This window comes from Dyella sp. SG562 (genome assembly GCF_011759495.1).
Classification (GTDB): domain Bacteria; phylum Pseudomonadota; class Gammaproteobacteria; order Xanthomonadales; family Rhodanobacteraceae; genus Dyella_D; species Dyella_D marensis.
Genome location: NZ_JAAOYS010000008.1, coordinates 103,061 through 127,899, shown reverse-complemented (window position 1 = coordinate 127,899; position 24,839 = coordinate 103,061). Strand labels below are relative to the sequence as shown.

The 24,839-nt window shown below is 68.2% G+C and carries 22 protein-coding genes; 12 read left to right on the top strand and 10 right to left on the bottom strand.

The features are described from left to right. The first annotated feature begins 262 nt into the window (after nt 1-262). Genes trxB through aat form a run of 4 tightly spaced genes read left to right on the top strand, consistent with a single transcriptional unit; the run spans nt 263 to nt 3,812 of the window. A complete protein-coding gene (gene trxB / locus FHW84_RS15535; RefSeq protein ID WP_167256881.1) occupies nt 263-1,222 on the top strand; it encodes a thioredoxin-disulfide reductase in 960 nt (319 codons plus the stop codon). Further along, nucleotides 1,222-1,881, top strand: a complete 660-nt coding sequence (locus FHW84_RS15530; protein WP_167256880.1) for a DsbA family protein — start codon at nt 1,222-1,224, stop codon at nt 1,879-1,881. Before trxB ends, FHW84_RS15530 begins: the two co-directional genes overlap by 1 nt. 45 nt (nt 1,882-1,926) lie before the next feature. Then, entirely contained in the window at nt 1,927-3,069 is a 1,143-nt protein-coding gene (locus tag FHW84_RS15525; protein ID WP_167256999.1) for a GNAT family N-acetyltransferase, read from the top strand. Between the two features lie 2 nt (nt 3,070-3,071). Continuing rightward, nucleotides 3,072-3,812, top strand: coding sequence for a leucyl/phenylalanyl-tRNA--protein transferase (aat, locus tag FHW84_RS15520; RefSeq protein WP_167256879.1), 741 nt, complete (start codon nt 3,072-3,074; stop codon nt 3,810-3,812). 166 nt (nt 3,813-3,978) lie between these two features. Here aat and FHW84_RS15515 read toward each other — a convergent pair whose 3' ends face one another. Further along, nucleotides 3,979-4,623: a cysteine hydrolase family protein gene (locus FHW84_RS15515; protein WP_167256878.1), complete on the bottom strand. Its 645-nt coding sequence runs from the start codon at nt 4,621-4,623 to the stop codon at nt 3,979-3,981. 111 nt (nt 4,624-4,734) lie between these two features. On the opposite strand from FHW84_RS15515, the gene FHW84_RS15510 reads away from it, so the two are divergent. Beyond that, nucleotides 4,735-5,697 carry a helix-turn-helix domain-containing protein gene (locus FHW84_RS15510; RefSeq protein ID WP_167256877.1) on the top strand — a complete coding sequence of 321 codons (963 nt, stop codon included), beginning with the start codon at nt 4,735-4,737 and terminating at the stop codon, nt 5,695-5,697. A gap of 207 nt (nt 5,698-5,904) precedes the next feature. Here the strand turns inward: FHW84_RS15510 and FHW84_RS15505 are convergent, their stop codons facing one another. From FHW84_RS15505 to ispG, 3 genes are all read right to left on the bottom strand, one after another. Beyond that, nucleotides 5,905-6,711 (bottom strand): HD-GYP domain-containing protein, encoded by an 807-nt coding sequence (locus FHW84_RS15505; RefSeq protein WP_208399817.1) that lies wholly within the window; start codon nt 6,709-6,711, stop codon nt 5,905-5,907. An 86-nt stretch (nt 6,712-6,797) separates the two neighbouring features. After that, nucleotides 6,798-7,484 (bottom strand): methyltransferase domain-containing protein, encoded by a 687-nt coding sequence (locus FHW84_RS15500; protein WP_243868138.1) that lies wholly within the window; start codon nt 7,482-7,484, stop codon nt 6,798-6,800. Between the two features lie 19 nt (nt 7,485-7,503). Further along, nucleotides 7,504-8,763 carry a flavodoxin-dependent (E)-4-hydroxy-3-methylbut-2-enyl-diphosphate synthase gene (ispG, locus tag FHW84_RS15495; protein ID WP_167256875.1) on the bottom strand — a complete coding sequence of 420 codons (1,260 nt, stop codon included), beginning with the start codon at nt 8,761-8,763 and terminating at the stop codon, nt 7,504-7,506. Nucleotides 8,764-8,994: 231 nt separating this feature from the next. Here ispG and FHW84_RS15490 point away from each other — a divergent pair, with 231 nt between their 5' ends. After that, on the top strand, nt 8,995-9,726 hold the full coding sequence (locus FHW84_RS15490; RefSeq protein WP_167256874.1) for a helix-turn-helix domain-containing protein: 732 nt from the start codon (nt 8,995-8,997) through the stop codon (nt 9,724-9,726). Nucleotides 9,727-9,776: 50 nt separating this feature from the next. Here FHW84_RS15490 and FHW84_RS15485 read toward each other — a convergent pair whose 3' ends face one another. From FHW84_RS15485 to FHW84_RS15465, 5 genes are all read right to left on the bottom strand, one after another. Then, the gene (locus FHW84_RS15485) at nt 9,777-12,236 is read right to left on the bottom strand and encodes a heavy metal translocating P-type ATPase (RefSeq protein WP_167256873.1); all 2,460 of its coding nucleotides are present in this window, start codon (nt 12,234-12,236) and stop codon (nt 9,777-9,779) included. Continuing rightward, a complete protein-coding gene (locus FHW84_RS15480; RefSeq protein ID WP_167256872.1) occupies nt 12,233-12,658 on the bottom strand; it encodes a heavy metal-responsive transcriptional regulator in 426 nt (141 codons plus the stop codon). Before FHW84_RS15480 ends, FHW84_RS15485 begins: the two co-directional genes overlap by 4 nt. Nucleotides 12,659-12,817: 159 nt before the next feature. Beyond that, nucleotides 12,818-15,214, bottom strand: coding sequence for a protease pro-enzyme activation domain-containing protein (locus tag FHW84_RS15475; RefSeq protein WP_167256871.1), 2,397 nt, complete (start codon nt 15,212-15,214; stop codon nt 12,818-12,820). 574 nt (nt 15,215-15,788) lie between these two features. Next, nucleotides 15,789-16,211, bottom strand: coding sequence for a hypothetical protein (locus FHW84_RS15470; protein ID WP_167256870.1), 423 nt, complete (start codon nt 16,209-16,211; stop codon nt 15,789-15,791). A gap of 12 nt (nt 16,212-16,223) precedes the next feature. Beyond that, nucleotides 16,224-16,439, bottom strand: coding sequence for a DUF3820 family protein (locus tag FHW84_RS15465; RefSeq protein WP_167256869.1), 216 nt, complete (start codon nt 16,437-16,439; stop codon nt 16,224-16,226). 389 nt (nt 16,440-16,828) lie between these two features. Between FHW84_RS15465 and FHW84_RS15460 the strand changes: the two genes are divergently transcribed. Genes FHW84_RS15460 through FHW84_RS15445 form a run of 4 tightly spaced genes read left to right on the top strand, consistent with a single transcriptional unit; the run spans nt 16,829 to nt 20,852 of the window. Then, nucleotides 16,829-17,533 carry a DUF3348 domain-containing protein gene (locus tag FHW84_RS15460; protein WP_167256868.1) on the top strand — a complete coding sequence of 235 codons (705 nt, stop codon included), beginning with the start codon at nt 16,829-16,831 and terminating at the stop codon, nt 17,531-17,533. A gap of 10 nt (nt 17,534-17,543) precedes the next feature. Next, complete coding sequence (locus tag FHW84_RS15455; RefSeq protein ID WP_167256867.1) at nt 17,544-19,640, top strand: DUF802 domain-containing protein; 2,097 nt, start codon at nt 17,544-17,546, stop codon at nt 19,638-19,640. Continuing rightward, nucleotides 19,637-20,287 (top strand): OmpA family protein, encoded by a 651-nt coding sequence (locus tag FHW84_RS15450; RefSeq protein ID WP_167256866.1) that lies wholly within the window; start codon nt 19,637-19,639, stop codon nt 20,285-20,287. The genes FHW84_RS15455 and FHW84_RS15450 overlap by 4 nt, the downstream gene beginning before the upstream one ends. Continuing rightward, complete coding sequence (locus FHW84_RS15445) at nt 20,280-20,852, top strand: DUF2894 domain-containing protein (RefSeq protein WP_167256865.1); 573 nt, start codon at nt 20,280-20,282, stop codon at nt 20,850-20,852. The genes FHW84_RS15450 and FHW84_RS15445 overlap by 8 nt, the downstream gene beginning before the upstream one ends. A gap of 167 nt (nt 20,853-21,019) precedes the next feature. On the opposite strand, the gene FHW84_RS15440 is transcribed toward FHW84_RS15445, so the two are convergent. Further along, nucleotides 21,020-22,087, bottom strand: coding sequence for a LacI family DNA-binding transcriptional regulator (locus tag FHW84_RS15440; protein WP_167256864.1), 1,068 nt, complete (start codon nt 22,085-22,087; stop codon nt 21,020-21,022). A gap of 345 nt (nt 22,088-22,432) precedes the next feature. Between FHW84_RS15440 and FHW84_RS15435 the strand changes: the two genes are divergently transcribed. Together FHW84_RS15435 and FHW84_RS15430 are read left to right on the top strand one after the other, a co-directional pair. Then, complete coding sequence (locus FHW84_RS15435) at nt 22,433-23,629, top strand: Gfo/Idh/MocA family oxidoreductase (protein ID WP_167256863.1); 1,197 nt, start codon at nt 22,433-22,435, stop codon at nt 23,627-23,629. Continuing rightward, nucleotides 23,629-24,831: a nucleoside permease gene (locus tag FHW84_RS15430; protein ID WP_167256997.1), complete on the top strand. Its 1,203-nt coding sequence runs from the start codon at nt 23,629-23,631 to the stop codon at nt 24,829-24,831. The genes FHW84_RS15435 and FHW84_RS15430 overlap by 1 nt, the downstream gene beginning before the upstream one ends. Nucleotides 24,832-24,839 lie beyond the last annotated feature (8 nt).

The window sequence follows — 24,839 nt, the reverse complement described above, 5'->3', positions numbered from 1 at the left end:
TGCTTCTACTGCGTCGCCTGGGCAAAGGCCAGGACTCCAGATACCTCGATACCGCCCCCCGCGGCCCGGTCCGCAGGGGCCGGGCCCCAGGGCCCGCCAACCTCCGGTTGCCGGTTCAGCTGCCTTGAATCGCGCACCCGTCTTCCCCATTCTGTCGGGCTCCAACCTTTCGCCGGAGCCTTGAACCGGTGTGAGGAAACGGCCGTAAAGGCCGGATCGAATAGCAATTCCAAGCTGCTGATAACACCCAAGGATTATAACCATGAGCACCCCCAAGCACAGCCGCCTGCTGATCCTCGGTTCCGGCCCCGCCGGCTACACCGCGGCCGTGTACGCTGCCCGCGCCAACCTGAAGCCCACCCTCGTGACCGGTCTGCAGCAGGGTGGCCAGCTGATGACCACCACCGACGTGGAGAACTGGCCGGGCGACAAGGCGGTGCAGGGTCCGGAGCTGATGCAGCGCCTGGCCGAGCATGCCGAGCACTTCGAGACCGAGATGGTGTTCGACCATATCCACAGCGCGGACCTGAGCCAGCGCCCGTTCCGCCTCAAGGGCGATTCCGGCGAGTACACCGCCGACGCCCTGGTGATCGCCACCGGCGCCACCGCCAAGTACCTGGGCATCGAGAGCGAGCAGCACTTCAAGGGCAAGGGCGTGTCCGCCTGCGCCACCTGCGACGGCTTCTTCTTCCGCGGCCAGGAAGTGGTGGTGATCGGCGGCGGCAATACCGCCGTGGAAGAGGCCCTGTACCTGTCCAACCTGTGCAGCAAGGTCACCCTGGTGCATCGCCGCGACAAGCTGCGCGCGGAAAAGATCATGCAGGACAAGCTGTTCGAGAAGGCCGCCGCCGGCAAGATCGAGCTGGTGTGGAACCACACCGTGGCCGAAGTGCTGGGCGACAGCAGCGGCGTCACCGGCGTGCGCGTGAAGGACGTCAACAGCGGCGCCACCCGCGACATCCAGGCCACCGGCTTCTTCGTCGCCATCGGCCATACGCCGAACACCGGCATCTTCGAGGGCCAGCTGGACATGCACGACGGCTACATCAAGATCCACAGCGGCCAGGAAGGCATGGCCACCATGACCTCGGTGCCGGGCGTGTTCGCCGCCGGCGACGTGGCCGACCACGTCTACCGCCAGGCGATCACCTCGGCCGGCTTCGGCTGCATGGCCGCGCTGGACGCCGAGCGCTGGCTGGACCAGCAGACCCCGGCCGCCTGATGAGCGCCAGCCACGCCACCCTGCACTACATCCACGACCCGCTGTGCGGCTGGTGCTATGGCGCCCAGCCGCTGGTCAGCGCCGCGGTCGCCATGCTCGGCGACCGCCTGGCCCTGCGCCTGCACGGCGGCGCGCTGTTTGCCGAGCCGCAGGAACTGACCCCGGCGATGGCCGAGCACATCGTGCGCGCCGACGAGCGCATCGAGGAGATCAGCGGCCAGCCGTTCGGCGACGCCTACACCGAAGGCCTGCTGGCCGAGCAAGGCACGGTGCTGTATTCGCTGCCGCCGATCGCGGCGGTGCTGGCGGCCGAACGGCTCCATCCGCAGGCCGGCTATCCGATGCTGGTGGCGATCCAGCATGCGCACTACCAGCGCGGCCTGCGCGTGGTGGAAGCCGACGTGCTGGCCGAACTGGCGGAAGAGATCGGCCTGGATGCCGCGCGGTTCGCCGAGGCCTTCGCCAGCGCAAGCGGCGCCGAGACGATCGAACACGTCACCGCCAGCCGCCAGTTGCTCGGCGAAGTGGGCGGCCAGGGTTTCCCCACCCTGGTGCTGGACGTCCAGGGCGTGCGCCACGTGCTGCCGCACCACCAGGACTACGGCCGTCCCGATGCCTTCGTCGAACGCATCGCGGCCCGCCTGCCGGCGGTGCACTGAATGACGCGCGGCCATCGCTCGCCGATGGCCGCCGACCGGTCCGGCATGCTCGAAGCCCGTTTCCATCCGCGCATCGAAGAGCTGCCCGCCGCCGCGTGGGATGCCCTGCGCACCGACGGCAATCCTTTCCTCTCACACGCCTTCCTCGCCGCGCTGGAGCGCACCGGCTGCATCCGCGAGGACTGGGGCTGGCAGGCGCACCACCTGGGCCTGTACGAGGACGAACGGCTGGTCGCCGCGGCGCCGCTCTACGTGAAAGGCAATTCGCACGGCGAGTTCGTGTTCGACTGGAGCTGGGCCGCGGCGTGGGAACGCGCGGGTGGCGATTACTACCCCAAGCTGCTCAATGCGGTGCCCTACTCGCCCGTGCCTGGGGCCCGATTGCTGGCCGGCGATGGCCCGCAAGCACCGCAGCGGCGCGAAACCCTGGTGCGGGCGATGCGCCAGCTGGCCGACGCGCATGGCCTGTCGTCCATCCACGCCAACTTCCTGGCGCCGGACGACCTGCCCGCCTTCGACGACCAGTGGCTGGCACGTTCGGACGTGCAATTCCATTGGCCCAATCGTGGCTATGGCGGCTTCGACGATTTCCTCGCCGCGCTCAATCACAAGAAACGGAAAAACATCCGCCAGGAGCGCGCCCAGGTGGCGCGCGCCGGCCTGCGGCTGGAAGTGCGCCGCGGCGACAGCCTGGGCGCGGACGAATGGCGGCAGGCGCACCGCCTGTACGAGGGCACCTTCGACGCCAAGGGCAACCACGCCGCACTGACGCGCGATTTCTTCCATGCCCTGGGCGAAGGCGAACTCGGCGCCGCCACGCATCTGGCGCTGGCCTGGGAGGGTGAGCGCATGGCCGCGATGGCGCTGTTCCTGCAAAGCGGCGAAGCGCTGTACGGCCGCTACTGGGGCAGCCGCGTCGAGGTGCCGGGGCTGCATTTCGAGCTGTGCTACTACCAGGGCATCGAGCACGCCATCCGCGCCGGCCTGCAGCGCTTCGAACCCGGCGCCCAAGGTGAACACAAACTGGCGCGCGGCTTCCTGCCGGTGCGCACGCATTCGCGCCATTACCTGGCCGACGGCAGCTTCCGCAAGGCCGTGCACGCCGCGCTTGCGCGCGAGGCCGAAGCAGTTGACGCTTACGCCGCCGACCTGCTCGAACACAGCCCGTACGCCCACCGCGACGCCTGACCATGATCCGCCTGCCCCTGCTCGACGCCGCCCATCCCGAGCAGTTTCCCGATCCCGGCCGCGCCATGGCCGACCCCAATGGCTTGCTCGCCTTCGGCGGCGATCTCACGCCGCGCCGGCTGCTGGCCGCGTACGCGGGCGGCATCTTCCCCTGGTACAACGAGGACGAGCCGATCCTGTGGTGGTCGCCGGATCCGCGCTGCGTGTTCCAAACCGACCGCTTGCTGGCCAACCGCAGCCTGCGCCGCCAGATCGGGCGCAAACCCTGGCGCATCACCCTGGACCATGCCTTCCGCGCCACCGTCGAAGCCTGCGCCGCGCCGCGTTCCGGGCAGCTGGGTACGTGGATCGTGCCGGCGATGGCGGAGGCGTACACACAGTTGCACGAGATGGGGCATGCGCACAGCGTGGAAGTGTGGGAAGGCGAGCGGCTGGTCGGCGGGATCTACGGCGTGACCGTGGGGCGCTTGTTCTGCGGGGAGTCGATGTTCAGCCGCGAGAGCGGTGGGTCGAAGCTGGCCTTGCTGGCGCTGGGGCGCTTGCTGCATCGGTGGGATTATCCGTTGATCGATGCGCAGGTGACGAACAACCATCTGTTGAGTCTTGGGGCGGTGGAGTATCCGCGCGACACGTTCCTGAAGACGGTAAGGCAGCTGGTGAAATTGCCGGGGCAGCCCGGGAGCTGGAAGGAATTCACGCCGTTGGTGGAAGAGACGATGGCGGGGTTGCGCAAAGGAAGCTAAGTGAATCGCTTCTCCCCTCCGGGGAGAAGATGCCGGCAGGCAGATGAGGGGCGGGTGCTCGCGGCGGAAGATCGACAGGGCGTGGCTCGTTGTCCGCTCTCGCTTCTACGCTCCGCCCGGCCCCTCACCCCGGCCCTCTCCCCGGAGGGGAGAGGGAGCAAGCGCGTTACGCCGCCTTTGCCTCGCGCAACTTCCGCGCATTCGCATACGAATCCAGGATGTTCTCCCGCACCGGCGCTTCGCCGGTGTCCAGGCAACGCTCCCACTCCTCAACACTCAGCACCGCCGCGAAACGCGACTGCTCCACCACCGCGAACACGCGATGGATTTCCTCGGCCGTCGCATAGCCCGCACGGTTGGCATACGACACCGCGCCGGATGCATCGTGCAGGAATTCCACCTCGATGCCGCGATCGAACGCATGCTTGATCGTCGTGTCGTTGCAGTTGTGGGTCATGTAGCCCACCACGGTGAGCGTGTCGATGCCGCGCGCCTGCAGCCATTCGCCCAGGCCGGTTCCGGCGAAGGCGCTCGGCAGCGGCTTGCCGAACAGCACGTCGCGCCGGCGGCGTTCCACTTCCGCATGCAGCTGCCAACCGTGGCTGCCTTCGGCGAAGGCCGGTGCATCGGCGGGCGAATCCTGGCGGATCACCACCACCGGAATGCCGGCGGCGGTGGCGGCGTCCATGGCGCGGACGATCTTCGGCAGGCTGTCGGACACCGGCGGGTATTCGATCTGCAGGTTGCCGTCGAAATATTCGTTCTGCACGTCGACGACGATCAGCGCGCGGCGGGGTTGGGTGGCAGTCATGGCACGGCTCCTTGGGGTGGAAAAGGTGTGCACATGCTGCGCTCCGGGCCACTTGCGCGGGAGTGGCCTGAAGGACAATGATCGATGCGATCGGGCCAACCGGAATTCCCCATGCGCAAGATCCGCATCGCCGTCGTGGCGTTCAACGACATCCTGCCCTTCCATCTTTCGGTGCCCTGCGGCGTGTTCGCCGCGGTGCTGCGCGACGAGCAATCGCCGTTCCGCCTGCGCGTGTGCTCGGCCGAGGGCAAGCGCGTGCGCAGCGCCTCGGGCTTCCTGATCGCCACCGACTACGGGCTGGAGGAATTGCGCAACGCGGACATCGTGATCGTGCCCTCGTGGCGCAGCGCGGAGGAGCGCCCGCCGGAAGCCCTGCTGGAAGCGCTGCGCCGCGCCGCCGCGCGCGGCAAGCGCATCGTCGGCCTGTGCATGGGCGCCTTCGTGCTCGGCCATGCCGGCCTGCTGGATGGCCGGCGCGCCACCACGCACTGGATCGCCACCGGCGAGCTGGCCGAGCGCTTCCCCGCCACCGAAGTCGACCCGGACGTGCTCTATGTGGACGCCGGCCAGGTGGTCACCTCCGCCGGCGCCGCCGCCGGCATCGACTGCTGCCTGCACCTGGTGCGCCAGCTATTGGGCAGCGAGAGCGCCAACCGCATCGCCCGGCGCATGGTGGTGTCGCCGTTCCGCCATGGCGGGCAGGCGCAGTTCATCGAGCAGCCGGTGCCGAGCATGGCCGGGGACGAGCGCATGGCGAAGCTGCTCGACGAGATCCGCCGCAAGCTGCAGCAGCCGCATAACCTCGACGAGATCGCCGAGCGCGCGGCGATGAGCCGGCGCAGCTTCACCCGGCATTTCCGCCAGCTCACCGGCAGCAGCTTCGGCGACTGGCTGATGGCGCAAAGGCTCAGCGAAGCACAGCGCCTGCTGGAGACGACCGCACTGCCGCTGGATCGCATCGCCAGCGCGGTGGGGCTGGGTTCGCCGGTGACGCTGCGGCAGCATTTCCAGCGCGCGTTCCGCACCTCGCCGGCGAATTACCGGCGGACATTCAACGCAGGCAAGGCCGCTTGATCGAGCCCCTCTCCCTCCGGCGACCCGAAGGTAGTCCCCGTGGGAGAGAGGGGTTGGGGTGAGGGTGCGGGCGAAGCGCAAGAGTGATGTGCACGACTCCGGCCGAACCCTCATCCGCCTGCCGGAACCTTCCTCGCTCCTCAAAGCCGGGCACATCCCTGTGCCCTCCCCGCGTGCTCCCGATGGGAGAAGGAATTCCAACTGGAACTAATCCGCCAGCCCCACCCGCTTGATGTCCTCATAATTCGCGAGAAACAACTCCACCACCGCCGGATCCAGCTGGCTCCCCGCGATCTTGCGCAGATAGGCAATCACTTCGTCCTCCGGCCACGCCGGCTTGTACACCCGCGGAAAACTCAGCGCATCCCACACATCCACCACGCTGAACACCCGCGCCACCAGCGGAATCGCCTCGCCGCGCAAACCGCGCGGATAGCCGCCGCCATCCCAGCGCTCATGGTGGTTATATGGAATCTCCGCGGCATCGCGCAGGAAATCCACCTGCTGCAGCAGCTCGTAGCCCACCTGCGGATGGGTGCGCATCACCGCGATCTCTTCCTCGCTCAGCGGGCCGGGCTTGATCAGGATCGCGTCCGGCAGCGCCAGCTTGCCGATATCGTGCAGCAGCGCGCCGAAGCGCGCCTTGCGCAGCTCCTCGCCACGCAGTCCGGCCAGGCGGGCCAGCGCCACGGTCATGCGCATGACGCGGTCGGAGTGGTCGCTGGTTTCCTTGTGGCGGATGTCCATGGCATGGACCAGCGCGCGCAGGGCCTGTTCGTTGCCCTTGAGCAGCAGGCGATTGGCGCGTGTCATGCCGCGCAGGTCGCGGTCGATCAGCACGTAGAGCAAGGCACCGGTGACGATGACGAACAGCGTGCCCTTCAGGCTCTGCATCAGGCTGAGCGTGTCGGGGTCTTCCACCAGCAGGCGCAATACGCGGTTGGACAACCAGATCCACAGGCTGGACACGATCACGTACGCCAGCACGGTGCGTACTTGAGGCTTCAGTCTCATCCGACTTCCCCTTGCCGCCCCGGGAAACTCCGTCCCGGGAACGAGAGCCGCGAGCTTACCGCCAATCGCCGGCGAAGCAACGTGCGTCAGGACGTGGCAGCTTCGAGCGCGAAGATGATCGACGCCGGCCGCCCGCTGTGCGGATGCAGCGGTTCCTCGATGCGCGCCACGCGCAGGCCGCAGGCCAGGAACGTATCGACCCAGCCGCCGAGCGTGCGGAAATACCAGGGTGCGGCCTGGCCGAAGCCCTCGCCGCAGCCGGCCCACGAGCCTTCGCGCCAACCGTCGCGGTACGGCAGCTCGCCGCAGGCAACCACCGGGTGCAGCGTCTGCACCAGCAGCGCGCCACCCGGTTCGAGCAGCCGCGGCACCGCGGTCAGCACGGCCTCGGTCGACTCCTTGCCGAGCAGGGAGAAATTGCAGATCGCCACGTCGGCTTTCCCATGCAGCTCGCCGGCGGCGATCTGCGCGTAGCTCATGGCTTCGAACCGTCCGCCGCCCTGCGCCCGTGCGGCGTCGATCAACGCGGGCACCGCATCCACACCCAGCACGTCGACGCCATGCTCCGCCAGCGCACGGGCCAGCCAGCCTTCGCCGCAGCCCAGATCGATCGCGCTGCGCGGCCGACGCGACAGCACGGCGTCGACGATGGCGCGGTCGGTCACCAGCCGGCGGCTTTCGATACGCCGCTCGCGCACGGCATCGGTCCATGGCGCGGCGTTGCCGTGCCAGACCTCGAGGATGGTGTCTTCGGCGTGCGGACGATCGTGCAAGGGCATCCGCTCCCGCGCTTCAGGCGCCGCGCGCGGCGTAGCGCCTGGCTACGTAGTCGTCCAGGATGCCGATGAACTCCTCGGCAATCCGCTCGCCGCGCAAGGTCATGGCCTTCTCGCCGTCGATGAACACCGGCGCCGCCGGCGCCTCGCCATTGCCCGGCAGCGAGATGCCGATATTGGCGTGCTTGGATTCGCCCGGGCCATTCACCACGCAGCCCATCACCGCCAGGGTGAGGTTCTCCACGCCGTCGTACTTCACCCGCCACTCCGGCATGCGCTCGCGCACGTGCGACTGCACGGTCTTGGCCAGCTCCTGGAAGAACTCGCTGGTGGTGCGGCCGCAGCCCGGGCAGGCGGTGACCAGCGGAGTGAATGCGCGCAGGCCCATGGTCTGCAGCAGTTCCTGCGCCACCACCACTTCGCCGGTGCGCGGAGCGCCGGGTTCGGGCGTGAGCGAGATGCGGATGGTGTCGCCGATGCCTTCCTGCAGCAGCACCGCCAGCGCGGCACTGGAGGCGGTGATGCCCTTGGAGCCCATGCCGGCCTCGGTCAGGCCCAGGTGCAGGGCGTAGTCGCAGCGCCGGGCCAGGTCGCGGTAGACGGCGATCAGTTCCTGCACGCCGGAAACCTTGCAGGAAAGAATGATGCGCTCGCGCGGCAGGCCGATCTCTTCGGCGCGGATGGCCGAATCGACAGCGGAACGGATCAGCGCCTCGCGCGCCACCAGCGCGGCGTCCCAGGGTTCGGCGCGCGCGTGGTTCTCGTCCATCAGCGCGACCACCATGCTCTGGTCCAGCGAGCCCCAGTTGGCGCCGATGCGCACGGGTTTGCGGTACTGGATGGCCTTTTCGATGATGGCGGCGAACTGGCTGTCCTTCTTCTTGCCGAAGCCGACGTTGCCGGGATTGATGCGGTACTTGGCCAGCGCCTCGGCGCAGGCGGGTTCCTGCTCCAGCAGCTGGTGGCCGTTGTAGTGGAAGTCGCCGATGATCGGCACTTCCACGCCCATCATGTCCAGCCGCTCGCGGATGCGCGGCACCGCCGCGGCGGCGGCCGGGGTGTTCACCGTGATGCGCACCAGCTCGGAGCCGGCGCGCGCGAGCTCGGCGATCTGCTTCGCGGTGCTGGCCGGGTCCTCGGTGTCGGTGTTGGTCATCGACTGCACCACGATCGGCGCGCCGCCGCCCACCGTCACCTTGCCGATGCGCACGCCGACGCTGGGGCGGCGCGGCTCGGGCTCGGCGGCGCGGGGAGTGGAAGAAGACTGGTCGCTCATGGGGGAACCGATTGCGGATGGCAGGAGACGGACGCCACGCCTGGGATCGCGGCAGATGGCTCGCAAGGATACTTCAGCCGGCTGGCGGCTTCATGACCCGCCGCTCCCGTTCCGGTGTCCTCCTGACCACGGCCGCGGCGCAAAGCCGCGCGGCATAAGCGCACACGGGCATGGCGCCGCGGCACCGCCGGCTCATCATGAACGGCGTCGCGCAACGAGGGAGCCGCCGCCATGTCCGTCGCCTTTGCCATCCAGACGCCGCCGGCCGCAGCCGCCCCTACCCGCTGCACCGGCTGCGCCCATCTCCCGGCCTGCCAGGCCGCCGGCTACGGCCGGCCGGAGCTGCATGGCCTGCGCTGCATCGCCGAGCGCGTCGGCCTGCTGCGCGACGGCGAATATCTGTACCGCCCGCTCACGCCCTTCCATGCGGTGTACGCGGTGCAATCGGGCATGGCCAAGACGGTGTCGGTGGACCGCGCCGGCCGCGAGCGCGTGCTGGCGTTTCACCTTCCCGGCGAGCTGTTCGGGCTGGACGCCATCTGGCAGGGCCAGCACGACAGCGCCGCGGTCGCGCTGGGGCGCACCCAATGCTGCCGCTTTCCGTTCGCCGCGCTGCGCGATCTCGCCACCCGCCAGCCGCAAGTGCAGGCGCACCTGCTGTGCGCGATGAGCCGCTTGGTCCACCGCCAGCACCTGGACGCCGCCGGCGGCTCGGCCGACGAGCGCATGGCGGCTTTCCTGGTCGACCTGCACGAACGCCGCAGAGCACTGGGCGACACCGGCGCCCTGCTGCCGCTGCCGATGTCGCGCGCCGACATCGGCAACCACCTGCGCCTGGCCACCGAAACGGTCAGCCGCCTGCTGGCGCGGTTCCGCGATGCGGGGCTGCTGCGGGTGACGCGCAGCGGCGTGGAACTGCTGCATCTGGATGGACTGCGCCACGTAGGTTGGGGTGAGCCCTAGGCGAACCCCAACGATGCCGCACGCTTGAAGGCAGCGATGTTGGGCGCCCGTTACGCGCGCTGCCGGCTCAGCCGCAAGGCATTACCCACCACCGACACCGACGACAGGCTCATCGCCAGCGCCGCCACCATCGGCGACAGGGTCAGGCCCAGCCACGGATACAGCACGCCCGCCGCCAGCGGCACGCCCAGCGCGTTGTAGACGAAGGCGAAGAACAGGTTCTGGCGGATATTCGCCACCGTCGCCTGCGACAGCGCACGCGCGCGCAGGATCGCGGTCAGCTCGCCCTTCACCAGGGTCAGCTGCGCGCTCTCGATCGCCACGTCGGTGCCGCCGCCCATGGCGATGCCGATATCCGCCGCGGCCAGGGCGGGCGCGTCGTTGATGCCGTCGCCGGCCATCGCCACGCGACTTCCTTCGGCACGCAGCGCATTGACCACCGCGGCCTTGTCGGCCGGCGAGACATCGGCGTGCACCGCGTCGATGCCCAGCGTCTTCGCCACCGCCTGCGCGGTGACGGCGTTGTCGCCGGTAAGCATCACGATGCGCAGGCCGGCCGCATGCAGCGCCGCGATCGCCGGCGGCGTGCTCGGCTTCAACCGGTCGGCCACCGCCAGCAGGCCGGCGAGTGCGCCGTCCACGGCGAGAAACATCACCGTCGCGCCGTCCTTGCGCATGGCGTCGGCGCGCTGCCGCGCTTCGTCGCCGATGGCGATCCTCAAGCTTTCGAACAGGCGCGCATTGCCCAGCGCCGCGTCGCGCCCGGCCACCCTGCCCTGCACGCCGCCGCCGGTAAGCGTGCGGAACGCTTCCACCTCCGGCACCTTGACGCCGCGCGCCGCGGCGCCGGCCAGGATCGCGCGCGCCAGCGGATGCTCGCTGGGGCGTTCCAGCGCCGCGGCCACGGCCAGCAGCTGATCCCACGGCAGCGCGCCGGTGCTCACCACATCCTGCAGCGCAGGCTTGCCCTCGGTGAGCGTGCCGGTCTTGTCCAGCACCAGGGTGTCGACGTCGCGCAGCCTTTCGATCGCCGCCGCGTCCTTGAACAGCACGCCTTCGTGTGCGCCGCGCCCGCTGGCCACCATGATCGAGATCGGCGTGGCCAGGCCCAGCGCGCACGGACAGGCAATGATCAGCACCGACACCAGCGCGATCAGCGCATGCGCCAGCCGCGGCTCCGGCCCCCACACGGCCCAGGCGGCGAAGGCCAGCACGGCCACCGCCACTACCGCCGGCACGAACCACGCGGCCACGCGGTCGGCCACGCGCTGCAGCGGCGCCTTGCTGCGCTGCGCCTGCGCCACCAGGGCCACGATGCGCGACAACAGGGTGTCGGCGCCGACCTTTTCCGCACGCATGGTCAGCGCGCCATCCTGATTGACGGTGCCGCCGGTGATGCGATCGTCCGCGCGCTTGGCGACCGGCAGCGGTTCGCCGGTCAGCATGGCTTCGTCGACGTGGCTGGTGCCGTCCAGCACCACGCCATCCACCGGCACCTTCTCGCCGGGCCGCACGCGCAGCATGTCGCCGGCCTGTACGTCTTCCAGTGCCACGTCGTGTTCGCTGCCGTCGGCGTTGACGCGGCGCGCCGTCTTCGGCGCCAGGCCGAGCAGCGCTTTCAAGGCGGCACCGGTGCGGCGGCGCGCGCGCAGCTCGAGGAAATCGCCGAGCGTGACCAGGGTGACGATCACCGCGGCGGATTCGAAATACACGCCCACCCGGCCGTGCGCATCGCGAAAACCATCGGGGAACGCCTCGGGCAGGAAGAACGCCACCATGCTGTAAACCCAGGCCACGCCGGTGCCCAGCGCGATCAGCGTGTACATGTTCGGCGACCACGGCCGCAGCGAACGCCAGCCGCGCGCGAAGAACGAGGCGCCACCCCACAGCACCACCACGCTGGACAGCAGCGCCTCGGTCCACGCCGCCACGCCATCCCACGGCGTCGGCAGATGCCAGCCAAATAGGTGCGGGCCCATCGCCAGCAGGAACACCGGCAGGGTCAGCGCCACCAGCGTCCAGAAGCGGCGCGACAGATGGCGCAGTTCGCCGCCGTCGTCCTCGTCCAGGCTGGGCATCATCGGCTCCAGCGCCATGCCGCACTTGGGGCAATCGCCGGGGCCGACCTGCTGCACTTCCGGATGCATCGGGCAGGTGTAGATGGTGCCGGGCGGCGCGGCGGGCGGCTTGGGGCGTTCGCCCAGATAGCTGGCCGGGTCGGCGAGGAATTTTTCGCGGCAGCGCGCGGCGCAGAAGTAGTAGGTGTGGCCTTCGAAGTCCGCGCGGTGCCTGGCGGTGTGCGGATCGACGGACATGCCGCAGACGGGGTCTTTCACGGCGTGGTGCGCGTGGTGGTCGTGCGGGTGGCCATGATGGCTGTGATCGTGCTGCGCATGATCTTCATGGGCCAACGATTGGGCGTGACAGCAACTCGCCGCTGCCGACTCCGCGGCCACCCCTTCCGGCTCCTTGGCATGCGAACCGCAACAAGCCTTCTCCTGCGCGCTCATGCCTCGTCCTCATCGTCCGACAGCGCGCGCAGGATCGGGCACTGGTCCGGCGAGCCGTGCCCCGGGCAGGCCTCGATCAATTCCTCCAGCCCGTCGCGCACCCGCGTCAGTTCGGCGATGCGCGCATCGATCGCGGCCAGCCGCGCCTCCGCCCGCTTCTTCACCGCCTTCACGCCGCGATGCCGGTCCGCCGACAGCGCCAGCAGGTCGCGGATCTCCTCCAGCGTGAAGCCCAGGTCCTTGGCGCGCCGGATAAAGCGCAACTGCCGCACCGCGCCTTCGTCGTAGCTGCGGTAGCCGGAGGCCCGGCGCACCGGCTCCGGCAGCAGCCCTTCGCGCTCGTAGAAGCGGATGGTGTCGATATTCACGCCGACGCGCTTGGCGACGGCACCGATGGTGAGGGTGGGGGTTTGGGTGTCCATGGGGAAAGTCTAGACCATTGATCAAGGTCCAGAGTCAAGCCTGTAGAGTCACGCCCCTGCCAACCGTCCTTTGGGCTGACAAAAAAGAACCCGGCCGTGCGGCCGGGCTCTCTCTTCAACAACCGCCGCGAATTGCACGCAGCGATCGGCAGCGCGAACTCACTGCACGTTCAAGGTCACATCGTCCAGCACGAACGAAGTCTGCAACGAGGAATCCTCGGTGCCGGTGAACTTGATCGTCACCGTCTGCCCGATGTACGGCGCAAGGTTCGCCGTATGCACCGTGTAGCCGCTGGCGGCATTGAGGTTGGAGTACGTCGCCAGGGTGGCCAGCACGGTGCCGGAGCTGTTGAGCACCTGCACCTTCAGCGTGTCGTAGGCGGTGCTGGTGGTGGTCTCCGCCGTGTCGATATGCAGGTAGTACTGCAAAGTGGCGGTGGTCTTGCCGCTGGGGATGGCCACGGACTGCGACACCGTGTCGGTGTGGCTGGAGCCATAGCCGTTCATCCACGCGAACCAGGTGCCGGCATGCGCGGTCTGGCCGGAGCAGCTGCTGTTGCTGCACAGCACGCCGGAGCTCATCGACCACGGCGAGGCCGCACCGCTTTCGAAGCCGGTGTTGCCCAGCAGCTGCGAGGAACCACCACCGCCGCCGCTCACCGTTACCGCCTGCGTCTTGCTGTTGCTGGCGCCGAGGTTGTCGGTGACGGTCAGCTTGACGTTGTAGGTGCCGCCCGCGGCGTAGGTGTGGCTCGGGTTCTTGCTGGTGGAGGTGCCGCCGTCGCCGAAGTCCCAGGCATACGTGCTGATGGTGCCGCCCGTATCGGTCGAGCTGTCGGTGAAGTTCACCGTCAGGCCGCTGATGGTGTCGCCGAAGTTCGCCACCGGCGTGCTGCCGCCACCGCCGCCGGAGCCGGCCAGCGAAGCGACCAGCGCGGCCTGCGGGCTGCCCCAGCCGGTGGCCAGGTCATAGCCGGCCACGGCGCTGAAGCCGTTGCTGCCGCTGGTCACGTCGTGGAAGTTGCTGGTGTAGCTGGTGCCGATGCCGACGTTGTAGATGGCCGGGTTGACGAAGCCCACCGTCGAGTGGCCGTTCGCCACCGCCTGCTGGTTCACCAGGGCCAGGAAGCCCGCCCAGCGCGGCGCGGCGAAGCTGGTGCCGCCATAGCCGGTTTCGAAGGTGCCGTTGCTCACCGTCGGGTTGTCGAAATTCGCTTCGGCCGCCACGTCCGGATCGTTGCGATAGGTGGTCGAACCCTTGTTCGCCGAAGTGATCACGCCGGCCAGCTTCTGGTAGCTGGGCGTGCTTTCGCCGGAAGCGCTGGTATAGCCGCCACCGCCATCGGACCACGCCGTTTCCGCCGACCAGGCGCCGCTGCTGCTGGTGGTCAGGTCGGTACCGCCCACTTCCAGCACGTTGGAGTCGGCCGAGGGCGGATCGTAGGCGCTCGACGAGGCGTTGTACGAACCGCTGTCGCCGGTCGCGTTGACGAAGGTCTGGCCCTGCGCCGCCATTTCCTGGTAGATCGGATCGTCGGTGGCATTGTTGAAATCGCCGCCGCCCCAGGAGCAGCTCAGCACCTTGGCCTGATTGTCCGAGACCATCTTGTTGAGGATGTCGGTGGCGCTGTCGCCTTCATAGAACAGCACCTTGGTCAGGCCCGGCGCCATGCCGATCACGTTGACGATGTCGAGGATCTGCTCGCCGTCGTCGCAGCTGCCGCCGACGTGTCCGCACTTGCCGTCGAAGCCGCTGACCAGCACGTTGCTGACCGGCACGCTCGAGGACATGCCCGTCTTGGTGTAGTACAGCGAGATGTCGCTGGTGACGTAGCCGTCGAACGAGAAGATGCCCACCGTCTGCCCGGAACCGGTCAGCGAGCCGCTGCCGTAATAGGCCGTGCGCATGTCGCTGGGCAGGAATTCGCCGCCGGGGCCGGAGCCGCCGTGCTGCACCGGCGCCGCATCCGCCTTCTTGTGATAGTTGGTGTGCGGCAGGCGGAAGTTGTCCAGTCCCGACACGTGCAGCAGCGGCACGCTCAGGCCGGCCGGCACGGGTTCGCGGTCGGCGGCGAAGAAGGTGCGGCTCTCGGTCGGATGCGCGTAGTTGCCCATCTTTACCTGGAAGGCGCGATTGATCGTATCGACCGGGCCTTCGACGTCGACCAGGCGGCGGTTCGCCGTGGTGCCGGTGACCGTCAGGCCATTGGCCTGCGCCCAGGCGACGACGGTGTCGTAGTCATCCTGCGTCGGCGCGAAGCGCGCGGTGAACTGCTCGACGCTGAGGTACTGGTGGTATTGCGGGCTGTGCGGATCCTGCAGGTCGCGCAGCAGCTGGTCGAGTTCGGCCTGGTTGCGCGGCTGCAGGCTGAGGGCGAGCTTGAGGTGCTTGCTCGTATCCAGGTTGCTGATCAGCGGCGCCGCGCCATTGCGTACGGCCAGCGGCACATGATGGGTTGCCACGGAGCCAACGGCGACGACGCCGGCATCGGCCGCGCTGGCGGGTGGCATCACGCATAGACCCGATGCCGCAACCAGCACGGACAGACCCAGCACGCACCGGATCCGGCTGGCCAGCCCTTGGCGTTTCAAGGAATCACCGTTCTGCATGGCTTTATGGCGGAAATGACTTGGCATGGAATACTCCGAAGGATTTTGAGGACAAACGAACCCCGTGGGGTTGCGTGAACCCTCATCAATGAAAACCGTGCTTGGGCACGGCAGCTTTTGTGTTTTCCGGAATTGCCGAGCGATCCGAGGCGCGTTGCAGCCCCTGCCCCATCTTCTGCACGAAATACGCACTTCCGCCCTCTGGAAGTGCGCAAGTAATTGCCGCGCGAGTCACAGGATCATTCATCAGCTCCCGACTGATGAATTCAATAAACCTAGGGCGCGACGTCTTGGGGCGTCAACAGAAAATCCCGTGATTCAAATCACGAATCCATCGGAGATAAATCAAGGCCTGGTGAAATGACTTAGGCGAGAAAACGCATTATATCGATGCAATGCGAGTGCATTTACCGGCGCATCAAAAGCTTATGGCTTTATTCGTAAAATATAAATGCGGACGGCGCAATTAATTACATCCAAGTAATTAATTGCGAATATCGATCCGCGACGCGCGGCAGCATCAAGCCGCCGCGGCGATGGTGCGGCGTCGCCAGGGCACGCCGGCAAGCGCGCAGAAGACCGTGGACACCAGCACGGCGGCGCAGGCTCCCAGCAGGGCGGCGAGCCCGCTTTCCACGCCGCCCTCCCGGTAGTGCAGGTAGACCAGCACCGCCGCCACCGCCCCGACCAGGGCGCTCAGCGAAACACAAGGCAGGACGCTCAAGCGGCGCGCCAGCACCAGCCCAATCACCACAGGCGCGCCGAGCAGATAGCTGGCCACGTAGCAGACGATCGCAATAGCAGCTATTTCGAGGAAGAACTTATCCAGATGCCCCGGCGCATCGAACACGTACCCCGAAAGCAGCAGCGACGCCAGCGCATAAGCCAGCGGCAGCACCGCAGGCGCCAGGGCCACGCCAAGAACGACACGCCATCGCTTCATCGCGGCATCCATTTATGAGCGCTTCCGCAAGGGATCGAGCAGCCGCTTCAGGCCGTTGTGATCGATTTCCAGCGCAAGCGCGAGCAGGTTGCCGAGATCGCCGGGCGGGAAACCCTTGCGCGCATACCAGGCCAGGTAGGCGCCCGGCAGGTCGGCGATCAGGCGGCCCTGGTAGCGGCCATAGGGCATGGTGACGGTGACCAGGCGCTGCAGGTCTTCAGGTTTCATCGCGCGCCTCGCCGTGCAACGCCGGCGTTTGCTTCGCGGCCTCCATCGGGCAGCTCCATCCATGTAACGGCGGCCGAGTGTAGCTGCTTCGCCCATGCGGTCAGCTCCCTGCTGCGGCGCTTCTGCTGACCGGGCATGGCCGTTTCAGGAAACCGTTACCCGGAGCGGCACATCGCGCCGTGTCCGCGATGACCCGCCGGATGGCCCGGCCAAGCCGGTGAAGCGATGGCCGGGGACGATTGCCATGCTCGAGCCAGGTGGCGCGGTCGCGGCGGGCAAAAGCAATGCCAATCAATAATTTGCATTGCCATTCGGCGACTTCGCCCCCTGCTGTTAATCGACGCGTCCCACCCCACGTGTAGAATCGTCGTCTTTTTTTACCCAGCCGCATGGTGCAAGCCCTCCACCGGACGCCCGTCCGCGGCCCGACGTTCATCCGCCTGCTAGCCAGCCTGACGGACGCCGGCGCCCCGGCCTCCCCGCCTCCCCTGCCGGACCGGTTGAGCCAATGGCTCGACTGGAAGCAGTCCATTGCGCTGTCCACGGCGCTGGACGGCCGGCCGGTGCTGGCGGATGGCGCGCCCTTCACCGACGAGGACGCCGAGGAGTGCGCCCGCACGCGCGCCGCGCTGGCCCAGGCCATTGTGGGCGACCGGGCGCTGTCGCCGGCCGCCGCGCAGGACGAGATCGGCATCGACGCCGCCATCGTCCGCCAGCGCTATCTCACCCATCAGCGCGCGATGCAGGCCGCCACCGGGCGGTTGCGCGGCAGGTTGCGCGACCGGCTCGCCGCGAAAGATGCGGAGATGGCGCGGCTCGCGTCAGTCGATGCGGCGATGGAAGTGGCGCTGAGTCCGCGCGAACACGCGCTGCTGGCGGCCGCGCCCAAGCTGCTGGGCGCGCATTTCGAACAACTGCGCCAGACCGCGGAGAACGCCGCGGAAGGTGCCGCGGGAGCGGAGCTCCCGGCTGGGGAAACGTCGGCCGCGTGGCTCGACGTCTTTCGCAAGGACATGCAGAGCGTGCTGCTCGCCGAACTGGATGTTCGTTTTCAACCGGTCGATGGCCTGCTCGCGGCCCTTCGCGCCAGCTAACTGGAACGTCATGTTCAGAAGTCTCGTTTATCCCCTCGTTTTCGCCGCCGGCCTCGTGGCCGTCGGCTGGATCGGCGCCGGCTACGTCGGCTCCAATCCGCTGGGCGCGGCGATCGCCGCCTTGATCGGCGCCTGCTATCTCGCCGGCGGCATGGAGCTGTTCCGCTACCGGCAGGCCACGCACACGCTGGGCGATGCCGTTGCCAAGCTTGAAATGGCACCGTCCAACCTGGGCGATTGGCTGGGCCAACTGCATCCCAGCCTGCGCAACACCGTGCGCCTGCGCGTCGAGGGCGAACGCGCGGCGCTGCCGGTGCCGGTGCTCACGCCCTACCTGGTCGGCCTGCTGGTGCTGCTGGGCATGCTCGGCACCCTGCTCGGCATGATGGCCACGCTGCGCGGCACCGGCCTGGCGCTGGAAAGCGCCGACGATCTCCAGGCCATGCGCGGTTCGCTGGCCGCGCCGGTCAAGGGCCTGGGTTTCGCGTTCGGCACCTCGATCGCGGGCGTGGCCAGCTCGGCCATGCTCGGCCTGCTGTCCGCGCTGTGCCGCCGCGAGCGCATGCAGGCGACGCAGCAGCTGGATACGCACGCCGCCACCACCTTGCGTGTGTTCTCCCAGGCGCACCAGCGCGACGAGGCGTTGCGCCTGCTGCAGCGCCAGACCGAGCTGATGCCGGCCCTGGTCGACCGCCTGCAGGCGCTGATGGCGAGCATCGAACAGCAGAACCAGGCCGCGCACGAGCGCCAGCTCGCCGGCCAGGACGCTTTCCACGCCAGGACCGAAACCATCTATGCGCGCCTTGCCGACTCCGTCGAGCAGTCGCTGCAACAAGGCGTGGCCGAGAGCGCACGCGCGGTGAGCGCATCGATCCAGCCAGTGGTGGAAGCCACCATGGCCGGCCTCTCGCGCGAGACGGTGGCGCTGCGCGAAGCGGTCGAACAAGGCGTGCAGCGCCATCTCGACGGCGTGTCCGCCGGCTTCGAGACGACCACCGCCAAGGTGGCCGGGTTGTGGAAGGAAGCGCTGGACGAGCATCGCCGCGCCGGCGCGGCGCTTACCGGCGATCTTCGTGAGTCGCTGCAGCAGTTCAACGGCTGCTTCGAACAGCGCTCCGCCGCGCTGATCGGCGACGTCGCCGCCCGCCTCGATACCGCCGCGAACCACGCCGCGGAAGCCTGGCAGCAGACGCTGTCGCGCCAGGAAGCCGCCAACGGCGAGCTGGCTGCGCGCAACCAGGAAGCGCTGGCCGCCGCGGCAGCCACGTTCGAACAGCACGCTGCCTCGCTGGTCGGCGTCGTGCGCCAGTCTCACGAAGACCTGCACGCGGCACTCACCGCGCGCGACCAGGAACGCCTCGCCGCATGGACCGAAAGCCTCGGCGCCATGTCCACCGCGCTGCACGGCCAGTGGGAACAGACCGCCGCGCACGCCGCGGACCGCCAGCGCGACATCTGCGACACGCTCGCGCAGACCTCGCGCGACATCACGGCACAGGCCAAGGCGCACGCCGGCGAAACCATCGCCGAGATCGCGCGCCTGGTGCAGGCCGCCTCCGAAGCGCCGAAGGCCGCCGCCGAAGTGGTCGCCGAACTGCGCCAGAAGCTCTCCGACAGCATGGTGCGCGACACCGCGATGCTGGAAGAACGCAGCCGCCTGCTCGCCACCGTGGAAACCCTGCTCGACTCGGTGAACCACGCCTCGACCGAACAGCGCGCCGCCGTCGACGGCCTGATCGCCACCTCGGCCGACCTGCTCGACCGCGTCGGCACGCGCTTCCAGGACCACGTCGAAGCGCAGACCGGCAAGCTCGGCACGGCCGCCGCGCACGTGGCCGGCGGCGCCGCCGAGGTGGCCAGCCTGGGCGAAGCGCTGGGCGTCGCGGTGCAGATGTTCGGCCAGTCCAACGAGGCGCTGGCGGAACGCCTGCAGCAGATCGCCGGCGCACTGGACGCCACGCTCGCGCGCAGTGACGAACAGCTCGCCTATTACGTGGCCCAGGCCCGCGAAGTGGTCGACCTGAGCATGCTGTCGCAGAAGCAGATCATCGAAGAGATCCAGCAGCTGGCCGAAACCCGCACCGCCGCCGGAGCCGAAACGGCATGAGCGGCGAGATCGAAGCGGAAACCGAATCGACGCCGATCTGGGCCGCCTTCGGCGACCTGATGTCGGTGCTGCTGGGCGTGTTCGTGCTGATCCTGGTCGGCATGATCGGCATGCAGATGCAGCTGTCGAACCAGCTGGAAGAAGAAGTGAAGCGGCGCCAGGCCGAGGCGCAGCGCCGCCAGACGCTGGAACAGGCGCTGGCCGCGCCGCTCGCCGCCGGCCGCGTGACCCTGGTCGACGGCCGCATCGGCATCCGCGGCAATGTGCTGTTCGCGCTCAACTCCGACCAGTTGCAGCCGGAAGGACGCGAGGTGCTCCGGAGCCTGGCCGGTCCGTTGACGGGCTATCTCAAGTCGCGTGACGAGATCCTGATGGTCAGTGGCTTCACCGACGACCGCCAGGTGCGCGACGGCAACCGCCAGTTCGCCGACAACTGGGAGTTGTCGGCCGAGCGCGCGCTTACCGTCACCCGCACGCTGATCGCCGAAGGCGTGCCCGCTTCGTCGGTATTTGCCGCCGCGTTCGGCGCGGAGCAGCCGGTGGGTTCGAATGCAAGCGAAGATGGACGTTCCAAGAACCGGCGCGTGGAAATCGCGCCGGTGCCGCGTCCGGCGCAGGGCTCGCCCGAAAGCCTTATCCATGACTGAAGAGCGGACCTCGGCGAAAGCGAGGCTCGATACGTGGCGCGAACAAGGCGCCGACCGGATCGACCCGGTGCGCTTCCACGTGTTGGAAGCGCTGGAGCAGCGCGCGGCGGGACATGAAGGCGAAGTGCGGCGCCTGCTCGACGAGCGGTTGTCGTTACTGCTCGATGGCTATGCTGCCACCGTCGAACAAGCTGCCGCGCAACCGCAGTCCGGCACGGCGGCAACCGGCGATGGCCCGCTCCGCTCGCTCGCGCAGACGCTGGCCCGGCGCGCACCCGATGCTTTTCCCGAACTGCCCATGCTGGCCGATGTCCGCCAGCTCTGGTCCGGCCTGCGCACCGAAAGCCAGTTGCGCCAATCGCTGCAGCCCGCTCCCGCCAATGCCGGCCCGCTCAACTCGAGCGCGCTGGCGCATCGCGCCATCGCCTCGATGCGCGAGCTGTCGCCCGGGTATCTGCGGCATTTCCTCGGTTATCTCGATGCCTTGTCGTGGATGGAGCAGCTCCAGATCGAAGGCGCCGCCGCACCTGTCCGCAAGCGCAACCGCGAGAAGAAAGCGACGTAGCGACGTAGGTTGGGGTGAGCCGCAGGCGACTGCGAAGGCAGGATGCCGTAGCGAACATCCGCGTAGCGGATGGCCCGAAGGGCTGGCTGCTGATGCAGCCAGTAACCCCAACATCGCAACCTTCAAGCATCCCGTATTGTTGGGGTTCGCCTGCGGCTCACCCCAACCTACGCCGGTCGCCTGCGCGCCGTCGAACCGCGCACCACCAGGTCCGCCGACAGCACGCGCTTGCGCGGCGGCACCTCGGCATCGTTGAGCAGCTCAAGCATCATGCTCATCGCCTCGCGCCCCAGCGCGTTCTTCGGCTGCGCCACCGTGGTGAGCGGCGGCGAGGTGTAGCGGGCGAAGCGGATGTCGTCGAAGCCGACCACCGACACGTCGTCCGGCACGCTCAGTCCATGCGAGCTGAGCGCGCGCATGGCGCCAATGGCCATTTCGTCGTTGGAGCAGAACAGCGCGGTGAACGATTGCCCCTGTGCCAGCAACTGCTCGACCGCGCGCTCGCCGGCCTCGATCGAGAAATCGCCGGTCACGATCAAACCCGGATGCACCGGCAGCTTCGCGCGCTGCAAGGCCAGCCGGTAACCCTGCTCGCGGTCCACGCAGATGGGGCTGGACGGCGGGCCCGCGACGAAGGCGATCTCGCGGTGTCCCAGCATGGCCAGGTAATCCACCGCCACGCCCGCCGCCGCGACGTTGTCGATGTAAACGCTGGAAATCTGTCCGTCCTTGACGTACTCGCAGGCATTGACCACCGGCTGGCGGCCCTGGATCGGAATCGCCGGCACGCGCGGCGACATGGTGATGATGCCGTCGGCGCGGCGCGCCGCGACCATGTCGGCATAGGCCTGCTCGCGCACCAGGCTGCCCTGGGTTTCGCCAAGCAAAACCGAATAGCCGTTCTCGTGCGCCACCTGTTCGATGCCGCGGATCACTTCGGAGAAAAAGGGGTTGGCGATGTCCGGCAGCAGCGCCACGATCAGCCGCGTGCGCGCGGTGCGCAGGTTGCGCGCCAGGGCGTTCGGCGTGTAGCCGAGGCGCTTGACCACTTCGTGGATGCGCTGGCGCGTGGCCTCGCTGACCACCTCCGGCCGCTGCAATGCGCGCGACACGGTGGCCACCGACACTTTGGCGATGGCGGCGATCTCCTTGACCGTACTGACGCGGGCCGGCGGTGCCTCGGCCGCCGCGACCTTGCCGTCTTTGCGTCCGCCCTTCGATCCCTTGCCGCTCACGAATGCCGGACTCCCATGCCGCCGATTGGTGCGGGACGATAGCACCCCCGCGCAAGCCCGCAAGCGCCCTGCCAAGGCTCGGGCCGCCACTCATGCTGCGCCGCAATGTAATGGATTACATGAAATCGTTGCATCGGCATTTCCAAGTCTGTTACATACCAGCGCAGTTTTTTCGCGGTCTTGCCGCTTCCCACTTGCGTGGCTTGCATCGCACTTTTCCCGGTTGTGCCTTGGAAGTCCAGTCCGCATGCGGATGTAATCGAATACATTTTCGATGGTAGCGATACCTCGGAGGGGGAACATGCCTAGCCAGTCCACAGCGACCAGCGACGACAGGATGTGCCGATGAAGCGTCTCGGCATGGGCCTGGTCGGCCCCGGCTTTATCGCCGCCCATCACCTGGATGCGGTGCGCCGCCTGGGCGACGTCGACGTCGTCGGCATCGCCGGCTCCAGTCCCGAATCGACGCAGAAGCGTGCCCGCGAACTGGGCGTCGACCGCGCCTATGCCGACTACCGCGAACTGCTGGCCGATCCGGCCGTGCAGGTGGTGCACAACACCACGCCCAATCATCTGCATCGCGAGATCTCGCTGGCGGCACTGCAGGCCGGCAAGCACGTGATCTCCGACAAGCCGCTGGCCAGCAGCCTGGAAGAAAGCCGCGAGCTGCACGAAGCCGCGCGCAAGGCCGGCGTGGCCCACGTGGTCACCTTCAATTACCGCGGCTACCCGCTGATCCAGCAGGCCCGCGCGATGATCGCCAAGGGCAAGCTCGGCGCGCAGGTGTTCGTGCACGGCTGCTATCTGCAGGACTGGCTCACCGACGAGCGCGCCTATTCGTGGCGGCTCGATCCCAAGCGCGGCGGCGCCAGCTCGGCGCTGGGCGATATCGGCTCGCATTGGTGCGACCTGGCCGAGCATGTCACCGGCGCGCGCATCGTCGCCGTGCTGGCCGACCTGCATACCGCGGTGCCAGTGCGCGAGGTGCCGGCCGCCTCGCCCAAGGCTTTCGCCAAGGCGGCGAAATCCGCCCCGCGCAAGAAGATCAAGATCGCCAGCGAAGATCTCGCCAGCGTGCTGCTGCGCTTCGACAACGGCGCGCGCGGCTGCGTCACCATCGGCCAGGTGCTGCCCGGCCACAAGAACGACCTGCGCCTGGAGGTGAGCGGCCGCGAGGCGTCGCTGGCCTGGCGGCAGGAGCAGCCGAACGATTTGTGGATCGGCCATCACAACCAGCCGAACACCGTGCTGACGCGCGATCCCGCCCTGCTCGATGCGGCCGCGCGTCCGTATGCGCACCTGCCTGCCGGCCATCCGGAAGCCTGGCCCGATGCGTTCCGCAACCTGATCGCCGATGCCTATGCCTGGGTCCGCCAGGGCGGCGCGCCGGCGAAGAAGCCGTCCGCCCTGCCTACCTTCGCGGACGGCTACCGCAACAGCCTGCTGGTCGACGCCATGCTGAAAAGCCACGCCGCGGGCGGCGTGTGGCAAGACGTCGAAGACCTGACCGCAACACCACGCAAAAGGGGAGCACGGGGATGATGAAGTGGCGCCTTAGGTTGATGATGCTGTTCGAGTACGCGATCTGGGGCGCCTGGTATGTCACCGTCGGCACCTGGCTGGGCCAGACCCTGCACTTCAGCGGCAAGGAGATCGGCGCGGTGGCCGGCACCACCGCGATCGGCGCGATGATCTCGCCGCTGTTCGTCGGCCTGCTCGCCGACCGCCTGTTCGATACGCGCCGCGTGCTCGCAGCCTTGCATCTGCTCGGCGCCGTGCTGCTGGTGTTCGCCGCGAAGCAGACCTCGTTCGCGCTGCTCTACGGCACCCTGCTCGCCTACAGCCTGTGCTACATGCCGACGCTGGCGCTGACCACTTCGCTGGCGATGCGCCACATCAGCGACCCGCAGGAAGAATTCGGCGGCATCCGCGTGCTCGGCACCATCGGCTGGATCCTGGTCGGCCTGGCCGTCGGCGCCTGGGGCGTCGAAGCCACCGCCTCGCCGCTGCACCTGGCCGCGGTACTGTCGGTGGTGACGGCGCTGTACTGCCTCACCCTGCCGCCCACGCCGCCGCTGGCGCGCAACCAGCGCTTCGAAATCCGCCACGCCTTGCCGCTGGAATCGCTGCACCTGCTGCGCGACCGCTCGATGGCGGTGTTCGCGCTGGCGTCCTTCCTGATCTGCATCCCGCTGCAGTTCTACTACGCGTTCACCAACCTGTTCCTCAACGAAGTGGGCGTGGTCAACGCCGCCGGCAAGATGACCGGCGGACAGATGTCCGAGATCCTGTGCATGCTGCTGATCCCCTGGTTCTTCCGCCGCCTGGGCGTGAAGTACATGCTGGCGGTGGGCATGCTGGCCTGGGTGCTGCGCTATGCGATGTTCGCTTTCGGCGCGCCGGGCGAGCTGATGTGGATGCTGTGGCTGGGCATCGTGCTGCACGGTATCTGCTTCGATTTCTTCTTCGTGGTCGGCCAGATCTATATCGACCGCGAAGCGCCCACCGCCTTGCGCGCGGCGACGCAGGGCCTGATCACCTTCCTTACCTATGGCCTGGGCATGTTCGTCGGCTCGTGGCTGTCGGGCGTGGTGGTCGATGCCTATGCCACGCCAGGCGCGCACGACTGGCGCTCGATCTGGCTGATCGCCGGCGGCTGCGCCTTCGCCGTGCTGGTGCTGTTCGTACTCGCCTTCAAGGACCGCAGGAGTGCTGTCGGCCAGCCCGCCGCGGTCACGCACTGACGCCCCAT